Genomic DNA, 17,106 nt, shown 5'->3' on the forward strand with positions numbered 1-17,106 from the left:
GCATGTTCCAGTGCACCGGGCCCGATTGGTCTGGCTCCATCGGTTCAGCCAGTGGCCATGGGCGAACTGCCTTCACCCGAGCCAGCAGATTATACGCGCCCCACGCGTAGCTATTTTATCGGTCCGAACGATCGGATAAGCATAGAGGTATTCGGCGTTCCGGAACTGCAACGCGAAGTTCAGGTAGACGAGTCTGGGAGACTTGCTTTTCCGCTCATCGGCGTTATCGAGGCCGCCGGTCGAAGGCCGGCGGACATAGCAATGGAGATCGAGCGTCGTCTCCGTGGCCGATATGTTAAAGACCCTCAGGTAACGATCAATCTTAAAGAAACCACGAGTCAGACCCTGGCTGTGGACGGTTCGGTTGCGCGTCCCGGTATATATCCCGTAACCGGGCGCATGACGCTGCAGCGTGCAGTTGCCGTCGCCGGCGGCCCCACCGAGTTCTCGGACCTAGATGATGTCATCATCCGACGCGATGTGGGGGGCAACAGCTATATCGGCCTATACAATCTCGGCGCGATCCGACGTGGTAATTATAAGGATCCAGATGTTTTCCCTTCGGACATCATTGTTGTCGGCGAAAGTAAGCAGCGCCGCCTTTTCCGGGATCTTCTGCAAATCCTTCCACTGGCCACGACACCCTTAATTTTACTGCTGCAAAATGGCGGTAACTGAGATTTTATAGATGAACAATGATTACCCCAATGCTGAGGTCGTCGGCAAATATTCAGACCAAACTGCGTTTACAGCGGTGCCGCCGCTCGTTGCTTATTGGAACACATTGCGACGCCGCAAGTGGATCATTGCATCAATTGTAGGCGTGGCACTGGTCGTCGGTATAATCCTCACCTTTCTTGCTACGCCCCTCTATCAAGCCGTTGCGCGGATTCAAATCGAACGCGAAGGCGAGCGCGTTACAAATGTTCAGCAAGTCTCTGAAATTGATGCTGGGGACGACCAAGAATTCTATCAGACGCAATATGCCTTGCTGGGCGCGCGGTCGCTTGCCGAACGGGTGGTACGTGAACTGAACTTGGCATCCAATGAACAATTTTATGAAATGTTTGGGCGCGATCCTGTCGGCGGTAATGGCCCGGCTAATGCCGAGGCGCGCAGTGCTAGGCTGCGTCAGGCTTCAGATATTCTACTTGAACATGTGAACATTGAACCTATTCGTGGCTCCAGTCTGGTTGATATCCAATTTACAAGTCCCGACCCCGCTCTAAGCGCTGAAATCGCGAATACATGGCTCGAGCAATTTATGGATTCTACATTGGACCGTCGGTATGCGTCGACCAAGGATGCGCGAGACTTTTTGCAAGATCGGCTGGCTGAGTTGCGTCGCCGCCTTGAAACATCTGAGCGTGATCTCGTAGGATATGCTGCACGGCAGGGTATTGTCACGCTCAGCCGCGGCGATTCCGGCGATGGTAATGCGCAACCGGATCGAACCTTAACGTCCTTCGATCTGGAAGAGCTGAATCTTGCTCTTGCACAGGCAACGAACGCACGAATTTCTGCCCAGAGCGCCCTGGAGGCCCAAAGGCCGGGCGAGCAAACGAGCGATACCCTTGCCAGTCTGCGGCAGGCCCGGGCGGAAGCCACTGCCCAATTGGCTCAGCTGAGCGCACGTTTCGAGCCAGAGTATCCTGAAGTGAAGGCGATAAACTCTAAGCTGGCGGCTCTGGACCGTTCGATTGCACAGGAAAACGGTCGCATTGCCTCAGGTTATGGTCAGGCGTTGCGAGAAGCCACCAACCGCGAACAGGCGCTGCAGCAACAGGTCAGAGCGCTGAAGAATTCGCTTGTTGGCGAGCAATCGGCATCAATCCAATATAATATTTTTCAGCGCGAAGTTGATACCAACCGGCAGCTATACGATGCATTGCTGCAGCGCTACAAAGAGATTGGCGTTTCGGGCGTTGCCAGCAACAATGTTTCGATCGTTGATCGCGCACTCGTGCCGCGTGTGCCTTCCAGCCCCAATTTGTTGCTCAATCTGCTTCTTTCCCTAATACTGGGACTGTTTCTTGCACTTCTGGCTGTCATTTTGCTAGAACAGATTGATCAAAAGCTACGGGACCCGAGTGATATTACACAGAGGCTTCGTCTCCCATTGCTCGGCGTCATACCAGTTGTCGCCGATGGCGATGTATCTACAGCAGTGGCTGATCCCAAATCGGACATTTCAGAGGCGTTTTTGTCTTTTCAGACAAATCTGTCATTTTTGACTGACCATGGTGTTCCACGCTCGATCCTGTTTACAAGTACACAGCCGAATGAGGGCAAATCGAACTCCGCCGTAGCTCTCGGACGCAGTTTGGCGCGCACTGGAAAGCGCGTGCTGCTCATTGACGCAGATATGCGCAACAGTTCCAGTCACGAGCTGCTAGATGTCGCCAATCGCCGGGGCTTATCGAATTACTTGGCAGGTGAAGAATTTGGTTCGGATCTGATCACTCTAACTGGTATCGAACGGTTCGATTTGATGAGCGCTGGACCACAGCCGCCCAATGCAGGCGAACTTCTTCTTTCTCCGCGTCTCTCCCAGTTGGTCCGTGAGGCGTGCGAGCTGTACGACGTCGTGTTGATCGATGCCCCTCCTGTGCTGGCCATTGCCGATGTGCCGCTGGTGGCAAAGGTGGCAGAGGGCGTGGTCTACACGATTGAAATGAACCGCGCGCGCGCGCGACAGATACAGCAATCGCTGGAGCGTATCACGGCTGCGCGTGGCAACGTCTTTGGTGTGCTGGTTACTAAATATAGCTCGAATCAGACGGCTTATGGCTACGGCTATGGGTACGGATACGGGCGCGATGAAAGCGCCGCTGAAAGTTGAGTATGAGCCGCATTGCCATTGTCTTCGGAGCCCTTCTTCTAGCTTCAGCGTCGTGTCTCTTTTCTATCTCTTCCGCCGGCCAGCGGATATCTCCGCTATACGCGGCAGGTGCCTTCCCGCTCAATGGCGTTCCTTCGGAGCGACTGGCCTACTCCATGTACAAATCGAGCGTTCTGGAAACGCGAAATTCCCAGGCCTCCGTCTCACCCGCAACGGTTTTGCTGGCACGTCAGGCATATGCGCGCGAGCCTTTATCACCAGAAGCGCTGGCGCTTATTGCCCGCGATATGGGTACCCGAACCAAGATTAAGGAACTGGCCATGCTTGAAGCGGCCAACTTGATCTCGCGCCGATCCAATCAGGTCAGCCTCGATCTGATGGCCGCCTATGCTTATGCTGATAATCAGCATGAAAGCTTAAAGGTGCTAGATCAACTCTTGCGTCGAAACAGCGTTGCACAAGGCCCGTTGCTTGACGGGTTATCGGCAATGGTGGCCAATTCAAACATGCGCCCAAGCATGCTGCGGCTGCTTTCGCGCAATCCGCCATGGGCGCCGCAATTCTGGCGGCGGCTTGCACAATCGGCTCAGGGGCTGCCTGGCGCCGCGGAGCTCCGGCTCGCTCGTGCGCGCCAAAACGCTTCAGTTGACCCTGACCTCGACAGAATGCTAATTGAGGGCCTGGCTGGTCAAGGTTTGTTTGGCGATGCTGAGCGTATCGGCAATACCCTTTTTCCTGAAGCGGGGATCGGCCGAAAGCAGGAGATCGTGCTTCGTAATACCAGTTTTTCGTTTCAACCCGATTATCTGCCGTTTGATTGGCGTTTGATTAGCAATGGTGATTACGGCACGACCATTGATTTGGCCCACAGTGTCTTGGCTATAAGCGCACTGGCGGGATCTTCCGGAACCGCAGCAGAACAGCTCGTTCACCTTTCACAAGGCGCATACCGATTATCGGTACAATTGGATCCACGTTCGGCTCCCCCAGGTGACCATTTGGGCGTATCGCTCATATGCGCTGACCAAGCGGCCAATATTTTGTTTAAAGACCGGATCGCACGGCTACCTGCTCTTATCAATAACTCAACGTGCACCTGGGCGTATCTTCGCGTCGTTATTCAATTGCCATCCGACGCTCAGGACATGGATTGGGCTATTCAAAATATAGTTCTGCGTCCGATTGCTAAGGACTGATGCCTTGGCAAATTTACATTCCGTGAAGCTATTTTGCGCCATTTGATAGCCGACCATGACTAGTTCCTTTGCTGTGTCCCGGCGCGCAATGTTAACTCAACTGACCATTGGAGTCGGAGGAGCGGCACTGATGAGCAAGGCATCTGCCAAGGGTCGCTATGAACCGCTGCGCCGGCCGCAAATCCATGCGCGCGACCTCGGCATCAAGCCTGGCGACGATGCTCGGTCTGCCCTCCAGTCGGCACTGGATCGCCTCGTCGAAAAGGGCGGTGGCACGCTAACGATTGGCGACAGATGGCGCTGCGAACACCTCGTAATTAAAGGGTCGCAAATAGAGATCAATGGGGCGGGCGGAACCCTGATTGATTGCCGAATCACCATTACCCAGGAAGCCGCGGACATAGTCATACGCGATCTCACTCTTCTCGAAACCTCCGGTGACGCGGCAAGCTACCTTCTCGATGTGTCCGGAACCGGGTGTTATTTTTCAGGTCTCAAGTTGGAAAAGCGGCCGTTTGCCGGGGGATATCAAGGCTACCTTCGCAGCAAATCCGGCCGTTGCCGTTTTGAGGATCTGAGTTTGCGCGGTTCGAATGGGCTCTTCGTTGCGGGTCACGATCACGTATTTGATGGCTTTCACTTTATATCGACAATGCGGCGTGACTTTGGCGGAGATGATGCCTTTGCGATCAAAGGAGCCGGTTCGCTCACACGAAACATTGATATTCGAAACGGTACCGTCCGGGGGTTTGCCGCTGCTATTTCTATCGGCTCAGAAATAGGGTCGAATACGGAATTTCCCGGACAGGGCGCGGTTCGCAACGTCACCGTAAGCAATGTCACAGCAGATCGTTGCCAGATGCTGGCCTTCATCAAACCCGGTGCCCTAATCTATGACTGGCGTAACGGTTTAGTCGAAAATGTCCGGCTGACGGATATGCGGCTCGTCGATCCTGATGGTTTCCTATTTGCCCGCGGTCTAGTGATCAACGCGGCACGTGGCGCGGTCGTCCGTAATATCAGCGCCAGAAACATCTTGATCGTCGCGCGCGCCCGAACCCAAGGCGTCATGCAGACTGCGGCTGTTGATATCGTAATTCGGTCGCAACTGCCTGCGGCTACTATCAAAAATGTGGAAATAGCTGTCGACTTTGCCGGTGGTGGCGAGGCGGGTTTTCCAGTCGATCACATTGTACGTGTAGAAAAAGCGGCGCCGGATATAGGGTGGATGAGCAACATCAAGCTGGACGTCACAGGATCACATGCCCGCATTTCCGGGATTCATATCGGCGCCGGTCTGGATAACGCCGTTTCCATTCACAAAGCGCGGCTTACCGCCATCGGATTGGACCCCCCGAGCAGTCTGGGCGGCGCGGGTATCTGGGCCGATTCAAAATTTCACCAGAACGATGTGTCGATCATAACCACAAACGCCCCAAGTCGGGGAGGCAGCGCGCTTTGAGTATCCGGCTTGAACTGCGTATTTCCAGCTCGCCAAAGTACGGCACGTTCTTCAATAGTCCTCTTTCCCGGGTACAATAACAATGCGTCTTTTATTTGTTCATGACCATCGATTCCTGCGCGGACCTGAAGATAACATCTACACAGTGGGGTCATTTCCAGCGTCTGTCTGGAAACGATATCTTGATGCGTTCGATGAGATTACGGTGGTCGCCCGCGACGGCGGCATGATTCCTCCTGGAAGCGATCTGGCACAGTCGGACGTGCCGCATGTCGAGTTCCAGCTCATCCGGGACTATCCTCTATCCCAGAGGCTTTTCAATAGGTCCGGCGAAGCATTCGCCCTTCTGGAGCGAGAGATTGCCAGGGCAGACGCCGTTCTGGTCCGATTGCCGAGCGACCTCGGCAACCTTGCAGCAAATATGGCGAACCAACGCAACATGGCGTGGGCGGGTGAAATTGTTGGCTGTGCCTGGGATGGCTATAAAAACCATGGCAGTAAGCTATCGCAGCTCTACGCTCCACTGGCGATGCAACGGCTCCAGCGTGTTGCTGCCGGGTCCGAACAGATCCTGTATGTGACTCGGCAGTTCCTGCAGAAACGCTATCCAACGAGGGGCAAGGCCGTTGGGGTATCCGATGTTGAGATCGTCCAGTTGGACGAGGCTGCGCGATCTAGCCGTGCGGAGCGGCTGGTCACCATTGCCCAAGGCCGCCAGCCAGTGTTTGGGACGGTCGCATCATTGGGCATCATGTCGAAAGGTGTGCAGGACGTTATTCTGGCCCTTAAGCAATTGCGGAAGGACGGACTGGCACCGGAATACCGGGTTCTCGGCGGTGGCAATCGGCAGCCCTGGATCGAAAGGGCCGAGCAGGCTGGCGTCGCCGATCAGATCTATTTTGACGGCACCAAAGCATCGGGTGACGGTGTACGATCTTGGCTGGACGAAGTGGATGTCCATCTGCAGCCCAGCTATCAGGAAGGGTTGCCCCGTGCTACCGTGGAAGCGATGAGCCGCGGCTGCGCATGTCTGGGCTCGACCGCGGGAGGTCTACCGGAATTGTTGCCGGCAAGTCGTTTGCATGCGCCCGGAGATGTTGATGCGCTGGCGCGCTTCATCAGGGAATTTGCCAGCGATCCGGGACTGGTACGAGCGGCATCGGCGGAAGATCTTGCAACAAGTACCCGATATCTGCCGGAGGCGCTGGATGACGATCGAGCGCGCTTTTTGCATGATCTTGCCAAGCGCGCCGCGAGCAGCACATCATCCCGCTTTGCGTAATAGAACCGCGCTGGAAGTGAATGGCCGGTACAGCCAAAGTAACCGATGAGCGATATGCTTCCAATGTTTCGATCGGTAAAAAGGCAGAGCGACCCTACCGATCTGCCGAATCAAACGCCGTACCGGCTCTCCGCTTTGCTGCAGGTCTTTCCAATGATTGCCGCCCTTGATCACTTCTTGCCTGACGGTAACCCAGTTTTCTAGCATGGCCGCCAGCTTATCCGGGCTTGGCCGAAACATCGTGTCAATTGGGTCCGGATGATAGGGATAGGAATACGGAACCGTGAAAATACCATATCCGCCCGGCTCGACCAGCGCGCCGCAAGCATTCGCAAAACGCCCGGCATCGGTAAGATGCTCCAGCAGGTTTGAGCATAAAATCAGCTTGGCACCCTTGGCTCGCAGCTTTGATTGAAAAGCCGGGTCCAGCAGGTCGCCAACCTCGTCGACGCCGTCCGCACTTTTGACGTCGCAATGGAGGACGACAAGACCTGCCGCCTTGAGCGGCGCAAAAAGCTCCGTCTCTATATGCGGCTGGACCTCGCTACGAAACTCCCCGGTTGAAGAGCCAAGATTCAAGCAGAGCGTGCCAGCAGGTAGCTCCAGAGCCAGTATCCATTGCAGTATAGTACGTGCTTCCTCGCGCCTCACAACAACCTTTCCTGCGCCGTATAACGCATTAATTTCAAGCCACAGCCTGCCGTAAGAGCGATAACAAAGGCGATTTGTGCCAGCCCCATCGCCCAGACCCCGAGGTTTGATAAGCCGATAAAGGCCACTAGCAGAAACGATGATGCAGCCAAGAAGTATGCATATAGAAGCGGAATCGGGCCAATGAACGCCTGTACCAGCATGGAATAGGATGCGCTGACAAGCTGCAGGCCGGCCGCCAGTGTCAGCAGCGTCAGAACGGTGCTTCCGGCGGCAAATCGGGGACCAAAAACTAGAGTCAGAACGGGGCTGCCAACTAGCACTGAGCCGATTACGGCAACAACGGTAATCGCCAGACTAACTGCGACGGCCTTGTGCAGTGTTCTTTTGGCCTCCAAAAAACGGCCGGCGGCAGCCATCGAGGCGAGTTCCGGGAACAGGACTGAGGCATAGATGGCGGTGCCCTTCCGCAAGATGCCCGCAAGCTGCTTAGCAACATTGTAGATACCGACCGCCTCCACTGAGACCAGCGCACCGACCAGCGGCGAATCCCCGAAACCCCGGATGGTATCGCATGTGCCCATGACACTGGTGGACCAGCAATAGGTCATGAATTCGCTACGCTCGCTGGATTTTGCACTGATATAGCGTAGTCGGGGCCACATTCCGTTCGATCGCAGCAAGAAGAGCGCCGTGATAAGCTGCAAGCAGGATGAAAGGGATATGACAAGGGCAGCAAGCACTGCGTACAAAATGAATGCCGCGTCATACCACCAAAGTATGAGCGCGAACAAGAATTGGATGGCCGCAGAAAGTATCTGGATGAAGCCTATGAGATCGAACCGATCGAACGCCCGGAAAATTCCTTCACTGGTGCGATATCCCTGAAATAGAAGGCTGGCAGCGACGAGAATTGCCGGTGAGATCCGCTCTGCGGAAATGCCGATCAATGCCGGTAGCGTGGAAACGAGAACAAGCGATACGATCGTCGCGACAACAGCGCTGGCGGTGTCGACCAGCAGCCCCAGGCCGACAAAACTCTCGAACTTTTCCGTTTCCCCTGCCTCAAGTGCTCTGACGCCGAGTTTGATGATCGGCTGCTGGGTGGCAAAGCTGAAGATGCCTGCAACCAGCAAAGCCGAGGTTTGTAACAGGATGAAGGTGCCGAAATCGGTAAGATTGAGGGCACGTGAGTTTGTAGCTGTCGATAACATCGATAAAAGTGCGCTGGCGCCGCTGCTGCCGCCCAGCAATATGAGGTTCTTGACGACGCGTTGCCGCACGCCGCCAGTTCGGGACCGAAACTGTGATTTAGGAGGCAAGGGTCTGACGCTCACGCTAAGTAGTCTGCAAAAGCTGATCGTAGACATCTTCATAGGATGCCACGACTGTGGTCCGACTGAACAATTCCCTCGCAATTTTAGCCCCGTGCCTGCCCATTTCTGAGAGCCTGTTTTCGTCGTTACACAGGCGCAGTATGGCCTCGCCCATCGTGGAATCGAATGCGACTGGAAAGACGATACCCGCCTCACGGCCCGGCTTTTCCAGCATTTCACGCGCGGAAGATACATCGGTACTTATGACCGCTCGGCCAACGGCCATCGCTTCGATCATCGTGCGCATCAGCCCCTCATGCGTTGAGCTTACGCAAACCATGCGTACATTTTTCAGTAATTGCGGCAAGTCACTGCGGTATCCCAAAAAGCGGACTGCGTCTCCCAAATTAGCTGCCGCGCGACGGCAGGCGAATGCATAGGCATCGGCATCAGGCGCATAGTCACCGCTCAGCCAGATCTGGATATCGTTAGCCGCCAAAATTGGCGCGACTTTTTCAAGGAAGCGAAGCTGCCCCTTTTTCGCGCTGACTACACCTGACAGCAATATGATCTTTGGCGGCATCTCCTCCGCAATTGGTGCATAATGAAAGCGCGTGAAATCCACGATCGATCTGGTTGCAGAAGATGCGCGCGCCGCTTCAGGAATAATGTCGATCCAGCGATCTCGCATATCGTCAGACAAGAAAAATACATGGTCGGCATGACCGAACATCCAGCCGTAGCGCGCAGTTGGCGCTTTCCGGCATGGCTCGAGAGTGTCACGAATGTTGAGAGCAATTGTTCTCCCGCGAAACGATCTGGTGGCTGCATAGCATAGCTGAAAAGCGAGCGGGTCGTTGGCGTGCACCACTTTAGCCCCGGATTGGCTAAGGACATGACGCAACGCCCTGAAGAACCGCACATAGGTCAGGATCGTGCGCCAGGGTGCGCGCCTGAGACCTAGGCTTGCCTCTTCCCTCACGATAAGGACCTCTATGCCTGCGCTGCGCCACTGAGCGACGGCCGGACTGTCCAAATTCGTGATCAGGATGGCGCGGTAGCGGGTCAGCGCGCACATAATCTCGCCCAGACTTGCAATACCGCCGTTGGCCCCGGCGCCGGTCTGCAATGCGACAAAGACTATCGATGGTTTGCCACCGGAGGAACCGTTCTGCATCCTTAACGTACAATTTCTTCGCGATAGATGGCGTTCAGTTCCGTGATGCAGCGTTCCATTCCGAACGGGCTTTTTTCTACTCTCTGCAACCAGACGGACCGCTGCGGCTTGGGTTGCCGCATTATATCCCCGATCATATCCGCCCAAGCCGTGACCCCGTGGTCGAGAGGCAAGGTCGTAACGCCTTCCTCAATCACAATCACCTCCTGCGGCATGTTTTCAGGCATCAAGACGGGCGTGCCAGCTGCTTGTGCTTCCAGCACGACGATGCCGAGTCCCTCGCTGAAGGATGGGAAGGCAAAGATGTCGAACATGCTCATATAGGCGGGTATATCATCCGTTCCACCAGCGAATCTCACGTGCTGCGCGATACCGAGCCGCTGGGCCAGCATTTCATATCGGTCTTGAAGCGGCCCGCGACCGACAAGAACCAAAACGGCACCGGGGTCCGCGCTTTTGTAGCGCGCAAAGCTCTGCAACAGGAACTCGTGATTCTTAACGGGGTCAAACCGCCCGACGTGACCGATGACCGTAGCCTCGGGCGCAATTCCGAGCTCCGCACGAAGGACTTTTGAACGCGCTAACGCGCCATGAAAGGCTGAATAATCGAAGCCATAGAGCAAAAGCGTGCAATCCTGCCGCTGCCGCCAACGCACTCCGGCCAAATGCACCATGGCCATTTCGCTAATGCCTATAGCGCGGGTCGAGGCGGACATCGCAAGTGCATTGCCAATACCCTCGCGGACCCGATAGCGCAATTTCTGGTAATCAGAACCCATGCTGCGCGCGGCATGGTTGTGAATAATCCTGGCGGGGATGCCGGCTGCGGCTGCGGTGGCCAGCGCTGGCCCAGATACAATAGAATCTACGTGCGCATGAAACGCGGCAAACGGCCCTGCTTTTTTAAGGAACCGATAGAGATCGAGGAACCATCGGGCGCGGCTATCCATCGGTAGTCGATGTATGTACACGCCGGCATTGCGCACCTTGGTCTCATACGGGCCGATTTCATCCTGCATGAGCAAAACCTCATGCTGGTAGCTGCCGCCCACGCTGGCATCGAAAATATGTGTGAGCCAAGTTTCGATGCCGCCACGCGGCAACCATTTTAACAGATGAAGGATACGCGGTTTGTCGCCGTCAGGGTTAACGAGAAATCTGGACACGGAACGCCCCTAATAAGCTTTGGACGGCTTGACCAGAGCCGTCATTTGGCGCCTCGCCGGTCGAAACGCATCACGATAGAAGATAAAAATAACGCCAAGCATGATCGCGAATGTCAGGACCATTTGCTGGAACGCGACCAGCTGATCAGTCGACACGCCGAATTGGGTTGCAACCAGCAAGAATCCTGCGATCACCAAGCCATTGTCCGGACTGCGGATATAAATAGAGAAAGCCAATTTAAGCACTAATCCGTAGAACGCGAAAATGATGATGAGGCCAGGGATATGGAAGTTCCAAAAGGCTTCCGCCTCGGGGCCGATCGGCACCGCCGTGCCCTGTACTGTCTCGCCCAGAAATGTCTGTGCATAGAGAGAGCCCGGACCACGCGGCTTTTCCGGCCAGATGGAACGCGGCACCATCGCAAAAATGGCGCCGCTATAGGTATAACCCCACATTGGACCGGTGGTCCGCATACCATCGCTTATAACGGGAATGGTGCCGCTCAGCGACTGACGCAGGTCGAACTCGTTTTGCGATCGTTCCAATATCGATGCCAGATCCGAATCCTGTGCCGCTTCCAGCGCCGTGGCATTGCTAAGGCTGGCAGTCCGGATGATATTGAGGGCTCCGAAGGACAAAAATGCAATAGGCAACAGGATCAGGCCTAGCCGCCAAGGCACCCGGCGGGCCGCCAGCGCCCAGCCCAACCCGATAAGCACGAAAACCAGCAGAGTTGCGGCGCGTGATCCAGCCACGATAAATTGCTGAGCCGATACCAACGGCAGGAGCGTAATGAACAATTTGCTTTTGGCATCCTGCGGCCGCAGACATATCCACAAAAGCAACGCCAGAAACCCGATGTCAAACAAGGCGAGCAGCGGGCCGAGCCCCTCGAGCGCGCGGAAACGGCCATAAGCCAGTTCGCCGATATGTTCTACCAGTCCCCCGCGCAACTGGATGAAGACAGCGACGCCAATAAAATTCATGATGATAATGCCAGCCAGAATGGATCGCAAACGCAGCGTGTCGACAGTATCGAAAACCTTGATACGGCGCCTTGTACGAGGCCGGGTAAGGACAAATCCCCCATAAAAGCTGAGCAGAGCAATGATCTGAAAGCTGCTGTAGCGCGCCACCTCAAGCCAAGTCGTGTCCCCATCAAGCCAGGCAATTGCGACAAAATAGGGAGGGCGCAGCGGATTGCCGGACAGAAGGCCAGCATAACCGCCAAAGGTATCAATAAGTGAGGGCAATGTAGTGAGCAGGGGCCATAGGACCACGGCTATAATGACCGGATGCAGTACGCCTGCAGGGTGCCGAGCGAGAACGATTAGCGGCGCTATCCGCAAGATATCATAAAACAATCCTGCGATAAGCGCTAAGGCAAATCCGTTGCCCGGGGTAGTCAACCCATTAATTAATGCTTGAAGAATAACAGGAACTGCTCCTGTTAGTAAAATAAAGATCAATACGCCCAGCTGAAAAACACGAGGGACAGGCAATTCATTTCGAGACTTATCAGCATTTACCTGCCAAAGTTCAAGCCGAGACATAAAGGTCTACGGTTTGACCATCATGCGCACCGAATGCGTAACCCGTTGCAACCAGACGTGCTGGCCGGCAAAATACTCGTCGACCGCCTTTCTGGCGCCTGCCCATTCACCATAGTCGTCGATGATCAACAGGCCGCCTGACGACAGGCGCGGATACAGAATCTCCATTTCAGCCTTCGTGCTATCGTAAAAGTCAGTATCTAGTCGAAGTATGGCTATTTTTTCTGGCAAGTTATCACGATCCAGCAGCGTTTCCTGAACTGGCCCTTCAACTATCCGCAACTCAGCGTTTTCTCCAACAATATTTGCAAAGTTCTGCGTTACATCGTCACGGGAAGCATAGCACCAGTCATTATAATCAGCGCGATCAAGTTTGTTAAACTTAGCAACGGTATCGATGTCTTTTGCAAGTTTTTCGTCAAATTCAGTCGGCGCGGTCATTCCAGCGTAGGTGTCATATGCCCAGATTTGCCTATTAAAACCGAGCTTTTTGCGAACGAGCCCAGCGAGCGCTAGGTTGCCCCCACGCCAGACGCCGCACTCCACCAAATCGCCTGGAATACCGCGCGCTTCTACATCTCGGATTGCCCTGACGTACTCCCACTGGGCTATTTTTGAAGTCATGGAGAGTCCCTGAATACTGCTCAGCAACGCCGCATCTTCGTCGTTCAGCTCTGGAATGTCTGAGCGCAAGCCCTTATAATCAGGCGAAATCTTATTCCCCAACGCGACGACATATGCGGAAAGGGTAGTTCGAAAAGACACTGGCACTTCTCCTGAAACGAGCCGGTGCAATAAGCAGTCCCCAAATTCTGCGCAACCATAGAACTTTCTTGATGATGGAGGCTGCGCTGATTATCACTCTGCCTCCGCCCGCAGACGGCTGGCATCGCTCATTGGAAGGTCGTTATAAAATATGGCGCAGCGCAACGCATATGGTCGTAAGCGAGTATTGGTGACAGGCGGCGCCGGTTTTCTGGGATCACACCTCATCGATCGCCTACTGGAACGTGGGCATGAAGTTCTATGTGTCGATAATCTATTTACTGGTGACAAACAGAATATTGATCATCTGAAGGCCGAACCGCGCTTTGAATTCATGCGCCATGATGTCTGCTTTCCGCTATATGTTGAAGTGGACGAGATATGGAATCTGGCGTGCCCTGCATCGCCCATTCACTATCAACACGATCCCGTGCAGACGACGAAAACAAGTGTCCACGGCGCAATTAACATGCTGGGGCTGGCAAAGCGGCTTGGTTGCCGAATATTCCAGGCATCAACAAGCGAGGTTTACGGCGATCCTGCCGTGCATCCGCAGGAAGAAAGTTACTGGGGCAACGTAAATCCAATCGGCATTCGGTCATGCTATGACGAAGGAAAGCGTTGCGCCGAGACGCTGTTTTTCGATTATCACAGACAGCATGGGCTGGACATAAAGGTAGCCCGTATTTTCAACACCTATGGACCGCGGATGCACCCCAGCGACGGACGCGTTGTATCAAACTTCATTTTACAGGCTTTGCAAGATCTTCCGATCACCATTTATGGCGAAGGTCAGCAGACCCGAAGCTTTTGCTATGTTAGCGATCTAATCGATGGCTTTCTCGCTCTTATGGACAGTGAAGAAGGCTTTCCAGGGCCGGTCAATTTGGGCACCCCGCGGGAATTTACCGTTCGGGAGCTTGCCGAAATGATTATTAATCAAATCGGGTCAAGGTCAAAATTGCAGTTCGAGCCCTTGCCGCAGGATGACCCTCTGCAGCGCAAGCCAGATATTTCACTGGCTAGAAACAGGCTGGGCTGGGAGCCCGGCGTAAAACTTGAAGACGGTCTAGCCAAGACGATCGAACATTTTCGCGCCGGACTGCTTGTCTCTGCCTGACTGCATGTTGTGATCGCGCACAACATTCCCAAAAATCCTGTGGCCGATCAAGTTCCAGTCTGAATCGATTGGCATGGGGCAAATCTGTTTCGATCAGCCGGGCTAAAGCGCTAAATAAGGAACCATGGTGTCCGAACTATCAGAATGGCTGAACAACGATCCCGCCTTTACAGCCAGGATCAGGAGCGAAGACAAGCTCTGGCTCGTCACCGGAGCGGCCGGATTTATCGGCTCTAATATCGTGGAGACATTGTTGCGGCTGGGTCAGCGCGTACGGGCGCTAGACAATTTCGCCACGGGCTATGCGCGCAACCTGGATGATCTGCAGTCCACGCTTGATGCGCAAAGCTGGTCGCGTTTCGAATTCATCCAGGCCGATATCCGTGACGCCCAAGCCTGCCGGGATGCGTGCCGCGGCGTATCCTATGTTTTGCATCAGGCGGCGCTGGGCTCGGTGCCGCGTTCGATTGACGATCCACTTACGACCAATGCAGTCAATGTCTCTGGTTTCATCAATATGCTGGACGCTGCGCGGCGTGAGGGCGATATTCGATTCGTTTATGCAGCATCGAGCTCTACTTATGGCGATGAGCCGAACCTCCCTAAGATCGAGGAGAGGATCGGCAAACCCCTTTCCCCCTATGCGGCCACCAAGGTCTTCAATGAAATTTATGCCGATATTTTTCGGCGCACATACGGACTGAAGGCCATTGGGCTGCGCTATTTCAACGTTTTCGGTCCGCGTCAGGACCCGCATGGTGCCTATGCCGCGGTGATCCCCCTGTGGGTAAAGGCCATGATAACGGGGTCCGTACTGCAAATTAATGGCGACGGAGAAACAAGCCGGGATTTCTGCTTTGTCGAAAATACCGTACAGGCCAACATCCGCGCGGCGTTGAGCGACGATGCTGCCTGGGGAGAGGTCTACAACGTTGCCGTTGGACAGCGCACGTCGCTGAATGACCTCCACCGCGCAATTGCTGAGGCACTTGAGCAGGAAGGTTTGACAAGTTCCTCCTCGATATTCCATGGCCCTAAGCGAGCGGGCGATATCCGCCACAGTCTTGCCGATGTATCCAAGGCGATGCGTCTGCTCGGCTATGACCCAACGCACGACCTAGTAGCCGGACTGCGCACGGCCATGCCTTGGTACATAAACTTCTTTCGGAAAGATGCAGAATGAAAAGCGCGGTGGAACGGATTGCGGTTATCGGGTTGGGCTATGTCGGCCTGCCGGTTGCCGTGGCGCTGGCGGAACGTTTCGAACAGGTTGTCGGCTTCGATGTAGCTCACAAGCGCGTTGAGGCCTTGCGGGCAGGCCATGACTGGACCGGCGAGATTGATGGATCACGGCTCGCAGCCAGCACGCTGAAAATCACCTGCGATGCCGTCAATCTGACTGGGTGCAGTTTTTTTATAGTAACGGTGCCGACACCCATTGATAGTGATAACAGTCCTGATCTCAGCCCGATTATTAAGGCCTGCGCTATGCTGGGGCCACAACTGTCACCAGGTGCCGTCATCGTATTTGAATCGACAGTTTATCCGGGTGTGACGGACGATATCTGTGCCCCACTGCTTGAAGAGCATTCCGGCCTGACTCGAGGTAAGGATTTTTTCCTTGGCTACTCGCCCGAGCGGATCAATCCAGGTGACCGCGAGCACAGGCTGGATAGCATTACTAAGGTGATCGCAGCGGAAGATGCACCGACGCTGCAGCGACTCCGCCAAGTGTATGGAGCCGTTGTGTCTGCCGGTCTGCACGAGGCGCCGTCGATCAAGGTGGCCGAAGCGGCCAAGGTTATCGAGAACACACAGCGCGATCTCAACATCGCGCTGATGAACGAACTAGCGCTGATATTCGACAAAATGGACCTGAGCACGCGCGATGTATTGGAGGCGGCCGGGACAAAGTGGAATTTCTTACCCTTTTCGCCCGGTCTGGTCGGCGGCCACTGTATTGGCGTGGACCCTTATTATCTCACCCATGCCAGCGAGAAAGCAGGCTACGATCCGGAGGTGATTTTGGCGGGGCGGCGCGTGAACAGCAACATGAGCGCGTTCGTGGCAGAAAAGGCACTTTCGATGACTAGGGGACGAAATGTCCCGCGTATTGGCGTACTGGGTCTGACGTTTAAAGCCAACGTGCCGGATTTGAGAAATTCCAAGGTGCCCGAAGTAGTGAAGATACTTGAAGAGAATGGAGCCGAGGTTTTAGTACATGATCCTCGAGCCAATGTAGTCGAAGCGCAACAAGAATATGGTATCGATATGGTTGCTTCCGACGCATTGGTCGACCTTGATGCATTGCTAATTTCTGTGGCGCATGAAGAGTTTTCCGGTTGGGCCGAAAGCTTTTCGGCCCGCTTGAAAGACGATGCGGCGATCCTCGACATTTGTTCATTACTTAAAGTAGATATGGTGCCTCCACCGTTTCGATACTGGTCGCTCTGATTGGTTGCGACCCGCCCAAGCAAAATGACAACCGCCGGATACAGTGTCTAGATAAGGCAAGACTGGCCAATACACGAGATTGAGTATTAGAGCAGCGTGCGCCTTTTTTTATTGATTTCCC

At 54.7% G+C, this 17,106-nt stretch carries 14 protein-coding genes; 8 read left to right on the forward strand and 6 right to left on the reverse strand.

Going from position 1 to position 17,106, the window contains the following annotated elements; all coding sequences use genetic code 11:
* The first annotated feature begins 57 nt into the window (after nt 1-57).
* The 5 genes from G410_RS0111980 to G410_RS16620 all read left to right on the forward strand — a co-directional run bounded on the left by G410_RS0111980 (nt 58) and on the right by G410_RS16620 (nt 6,782).
* Entirely contained in the window at nt 58-678 is a 621-nt protein-coding gene (locus G410_RS0111980; protein ID WP_084489188.1) for a polysaccharide biosynthesis/export family protein, read from the forward strand.
* Nucleotides 679-688: 10 nt separating this feature from the next.
* Nucleotides 689-2,842, forward strand: a complete 2,154-nt coding sequence (locus tag G410_RS0111985) for a GumC family protein (protein WP_022673901.1) — start codon at nt 689-691, stop codon at nt 2,840-2,842.
* Nucleotides 2,839-4,038, forward strand: a complete 1,200-nt coding sequence (locus G410_RS16615) for a hypothetical protein (protein ID WP_156851950.1) — start codon at nt 2,839-2,841, stop codon at nt 4,036-4,038. The genes G410_RS0111985 and G410_RS16615 overlap by 4 nt, the downstream gene beginning before the upstream one ends.
* A 130-nt stretch (nt 4,039-4,168) precedes the next feature.
* The gene (locus G410_RS0111995; RefSeq protein ID WP_022673903.1) at nt 4,169-5,500 is read left to right on the forward strand and encodes a glycoside hydrolase family protein; all 1,332 of its coding nucleotides are present in this window, start codon (nt 4,169-4,171) and stop codon (nt 5,498-5,500) included.
* An 82-nt stretch (nt 5,501-5,582) separates the two neighbouring features.
* Nucleotides 5,583-6,782 (forward strand): glycosyltransferase family 4 protein, encoded by a 1,200-nt coding sequence (locus G410_RS16620; RefSeq protein ID WP_022673904.1) that lies wholly within the window; start codon nt 5,583-5,585, stop codon nt 6,780-6,782.
* On the opposite strand, the gene G410_RS0112005 is transcribed toward G410_RS16620, so the two are convergent.
* The 6 genes from G410_RS0112005 to G410_RS16625 are packed head-to-tail and all read right to left on the reverse strand — an operon-like array spanning nt 6,765 to nt 13,411.
* The gene (locus tag G410_RS0112005; RefSeq protein ID WP_022673905.1) at nt 6,765-7,433 is read right to left on the reverse strand and encodes a class I SAM-dependent methyltransferase; all 669 of its coding nucleotides are present in this window, start codon (nt 7,431-7,433) and stop codon (nt 6,765-6,767) included. The two genes, G410_RS16620 and G410_RS0112005, sit on opposite strands and share 18 nt — an antisense overlap.
* The gene (locus G410_RS0112010) at nt 7,430-8,770 is read right to left on the reverse strand and encodes a lipopolysaccharide biosynthesis protein (protein ID WP_162604096.1); all 1,341 of its coding nucleotides are present in this window, start codon (nt 8,768-8,770) and stop codon (nt 7,430-7,432) included. Before G410_RS0112010 ends, G410_RS0112005 begins: the two co-directional genes overlap by 4 nt.
* 1 nt (nt 8,771) lies before the next feature.
* On the reverse strand, nt 8,772-9,926 hold the full coding sequence (locus G410_RS0112015) for a glycosyltransferase family 4 protein (RefSeq protein ID WP_022673907.1): 1,155 nt from the start codon (nt 9,924-9,926) through the stop codon (nt 8,772-8,774).
* Between the two features lie 2 nt (nt 9,927-9,928).
* A complete protein-coding gene (locus G410_RS0112020) occupies nt 9,929-11,092 on the reverse strand; it encodes a glycosyltransferase (protein WP_022673908.1) in 1,164 nt (387 codons plus the stop codon).
* A gap of 9 nt (nt 11,093-11,101) precedes the next feature.
* Nucleotides 11,102-12,646 (reverse strand): O-antigen polymerase, encoded by a 1,545-nt coding sequence (locus G410_RS0112025; RefSeq protein WP_156851951.1) that lies wholly within the window; start codon nt 12,644-12,646, stop codon nt 11,102-11,104.
* A gap of 6 nt (nt 12,647-12,652) precedes the next feature.
* The gene (locus tag G410_RS16625; RefSeq protein ID WP_022673910.1) at nt 12,653-13,411 is read right to left on the reverse strand and encodes a TylF/MycF/NovP-related O-methyltransferase; all 759 of its coding nucleotides are present in this window, start codon (nt 13,409-13,411) and stop codon (nt 12,653-12,655) included.
* Nucleotides 13,412-13,562: 151 nt separating this feature from the next.
* On the opposite strand from G410_RS16625, the gene G410_RS0112035 reads away from it, so the two are divergent.
* From G410_RS0112035 to G410_RS0112045, 3 genes are all read left to right on the forward strand, one after another.
* Nucleotides 13,563-14,531 carry a UDP-glucuronic acid decarboxylase family protein gene (locus G410_RS0112035; protein WP_022673911.1) on the forward strand — a complete coding sequence of 323 codons (969 nt, stop codon included), beginning with the start codon at nt 13,563-13,565 and terminating at the stop codon, nt 14,529-14,531.
* 127 nt (nt 14,532-14,658) lie between these two features.
* Nucleotides 14,659-15,714, forward strand: coding sequence for an SDR family oxidoreductase (locus G410_RS0112040; protein ID WP_245559361.1), 1,056 nt, complete (start codon nt 14,659-14,661; stop codon nt 15,712-15,714).
* Nucleotides 15,711-16,985, forward strand: a complete 1,275-nt coding sequence (locus tag G410_RS0112045; RefSeq protein ID WP_022673913.1) for a nucleotide sugar dehydrogenase — start codon at nt 15,711-15,713, stop codon at nt 16,983-16,985. The genes G410_RS0112040 and G410_RS0112045 overlap by 4 nt, the downstream gene beginning before the upstream one ends.
* Nucleotides 16,986-17,106 lie beyond the last annotated feature (121 nt).

Origin of the sequence: Novosphingopyxis baekryungensis DSM 16222 (genome assembly GCF_000420305.1) — a bacterium.
Taxonomy (GTDB): Bacteria; Pseudomonadota; Alphaproteobacteria; order Sphingomonadales; family Sphingomonadaceae; genus Novosphingopyxis; species Novosphingopyxis baekryungensis.

Coding starts and splice junctions, on each gene's coding strand:
- G410_RS0112035 (WP_022673911.1), top strand. CDS start 13,563: ATGGCGCAGCGCAACGCATATGGTCGTAAGCGAGTATTGGTGACAGGC.
- G410_RS0112015 (WP_022673907.1), bottom strand. CDS start 9,926: ATGCAGAACGGTTCCTCCGGTGGCAAACCATCGATAGTCTTTGTCGCA.
- G410_RS16620 (WP_022673904.1), top strand. CDS start 5,583: ATGCGTCTTTTATTTGTTCATGACCATCGATTCCTGCGCGGACCTGAA.
- G410_RS0112045 (WP_022673913.1), top strand. CDS start 15,711: ATGAAAAGCGCGGTGGAACGGATTGCGGTTATCGGGTTGGGCTATGTC.
- G410_RS0111995 (WP_022673903.1), top strand. CDS start 4,169: ATGAGCAAGGCATCTGCCAAGGGTCGCTATGAACCGCTGCGCCGGCCG.
- G410_RS0112025 (WP_156851951.1), bottom strand. CDS start 12,646: ATGTCTCGGCTTGAACTTTGGCAGGTAAATGCTGATAAGTCTCGAAAT.
- G410_RS0111985 (WP_022673901.1), top strand. CDS start 689: ATGAACAATGATTACCCCAATGCTGAGGTCGTCGGCAAATATTCAGAC.
- G410_RS0111980 (WP_084489188.1), top strand. CDS start 58: ATGGGCGAACTGCCTTCACCCGAGCCAGCAGATTATACGCGCCCCACG.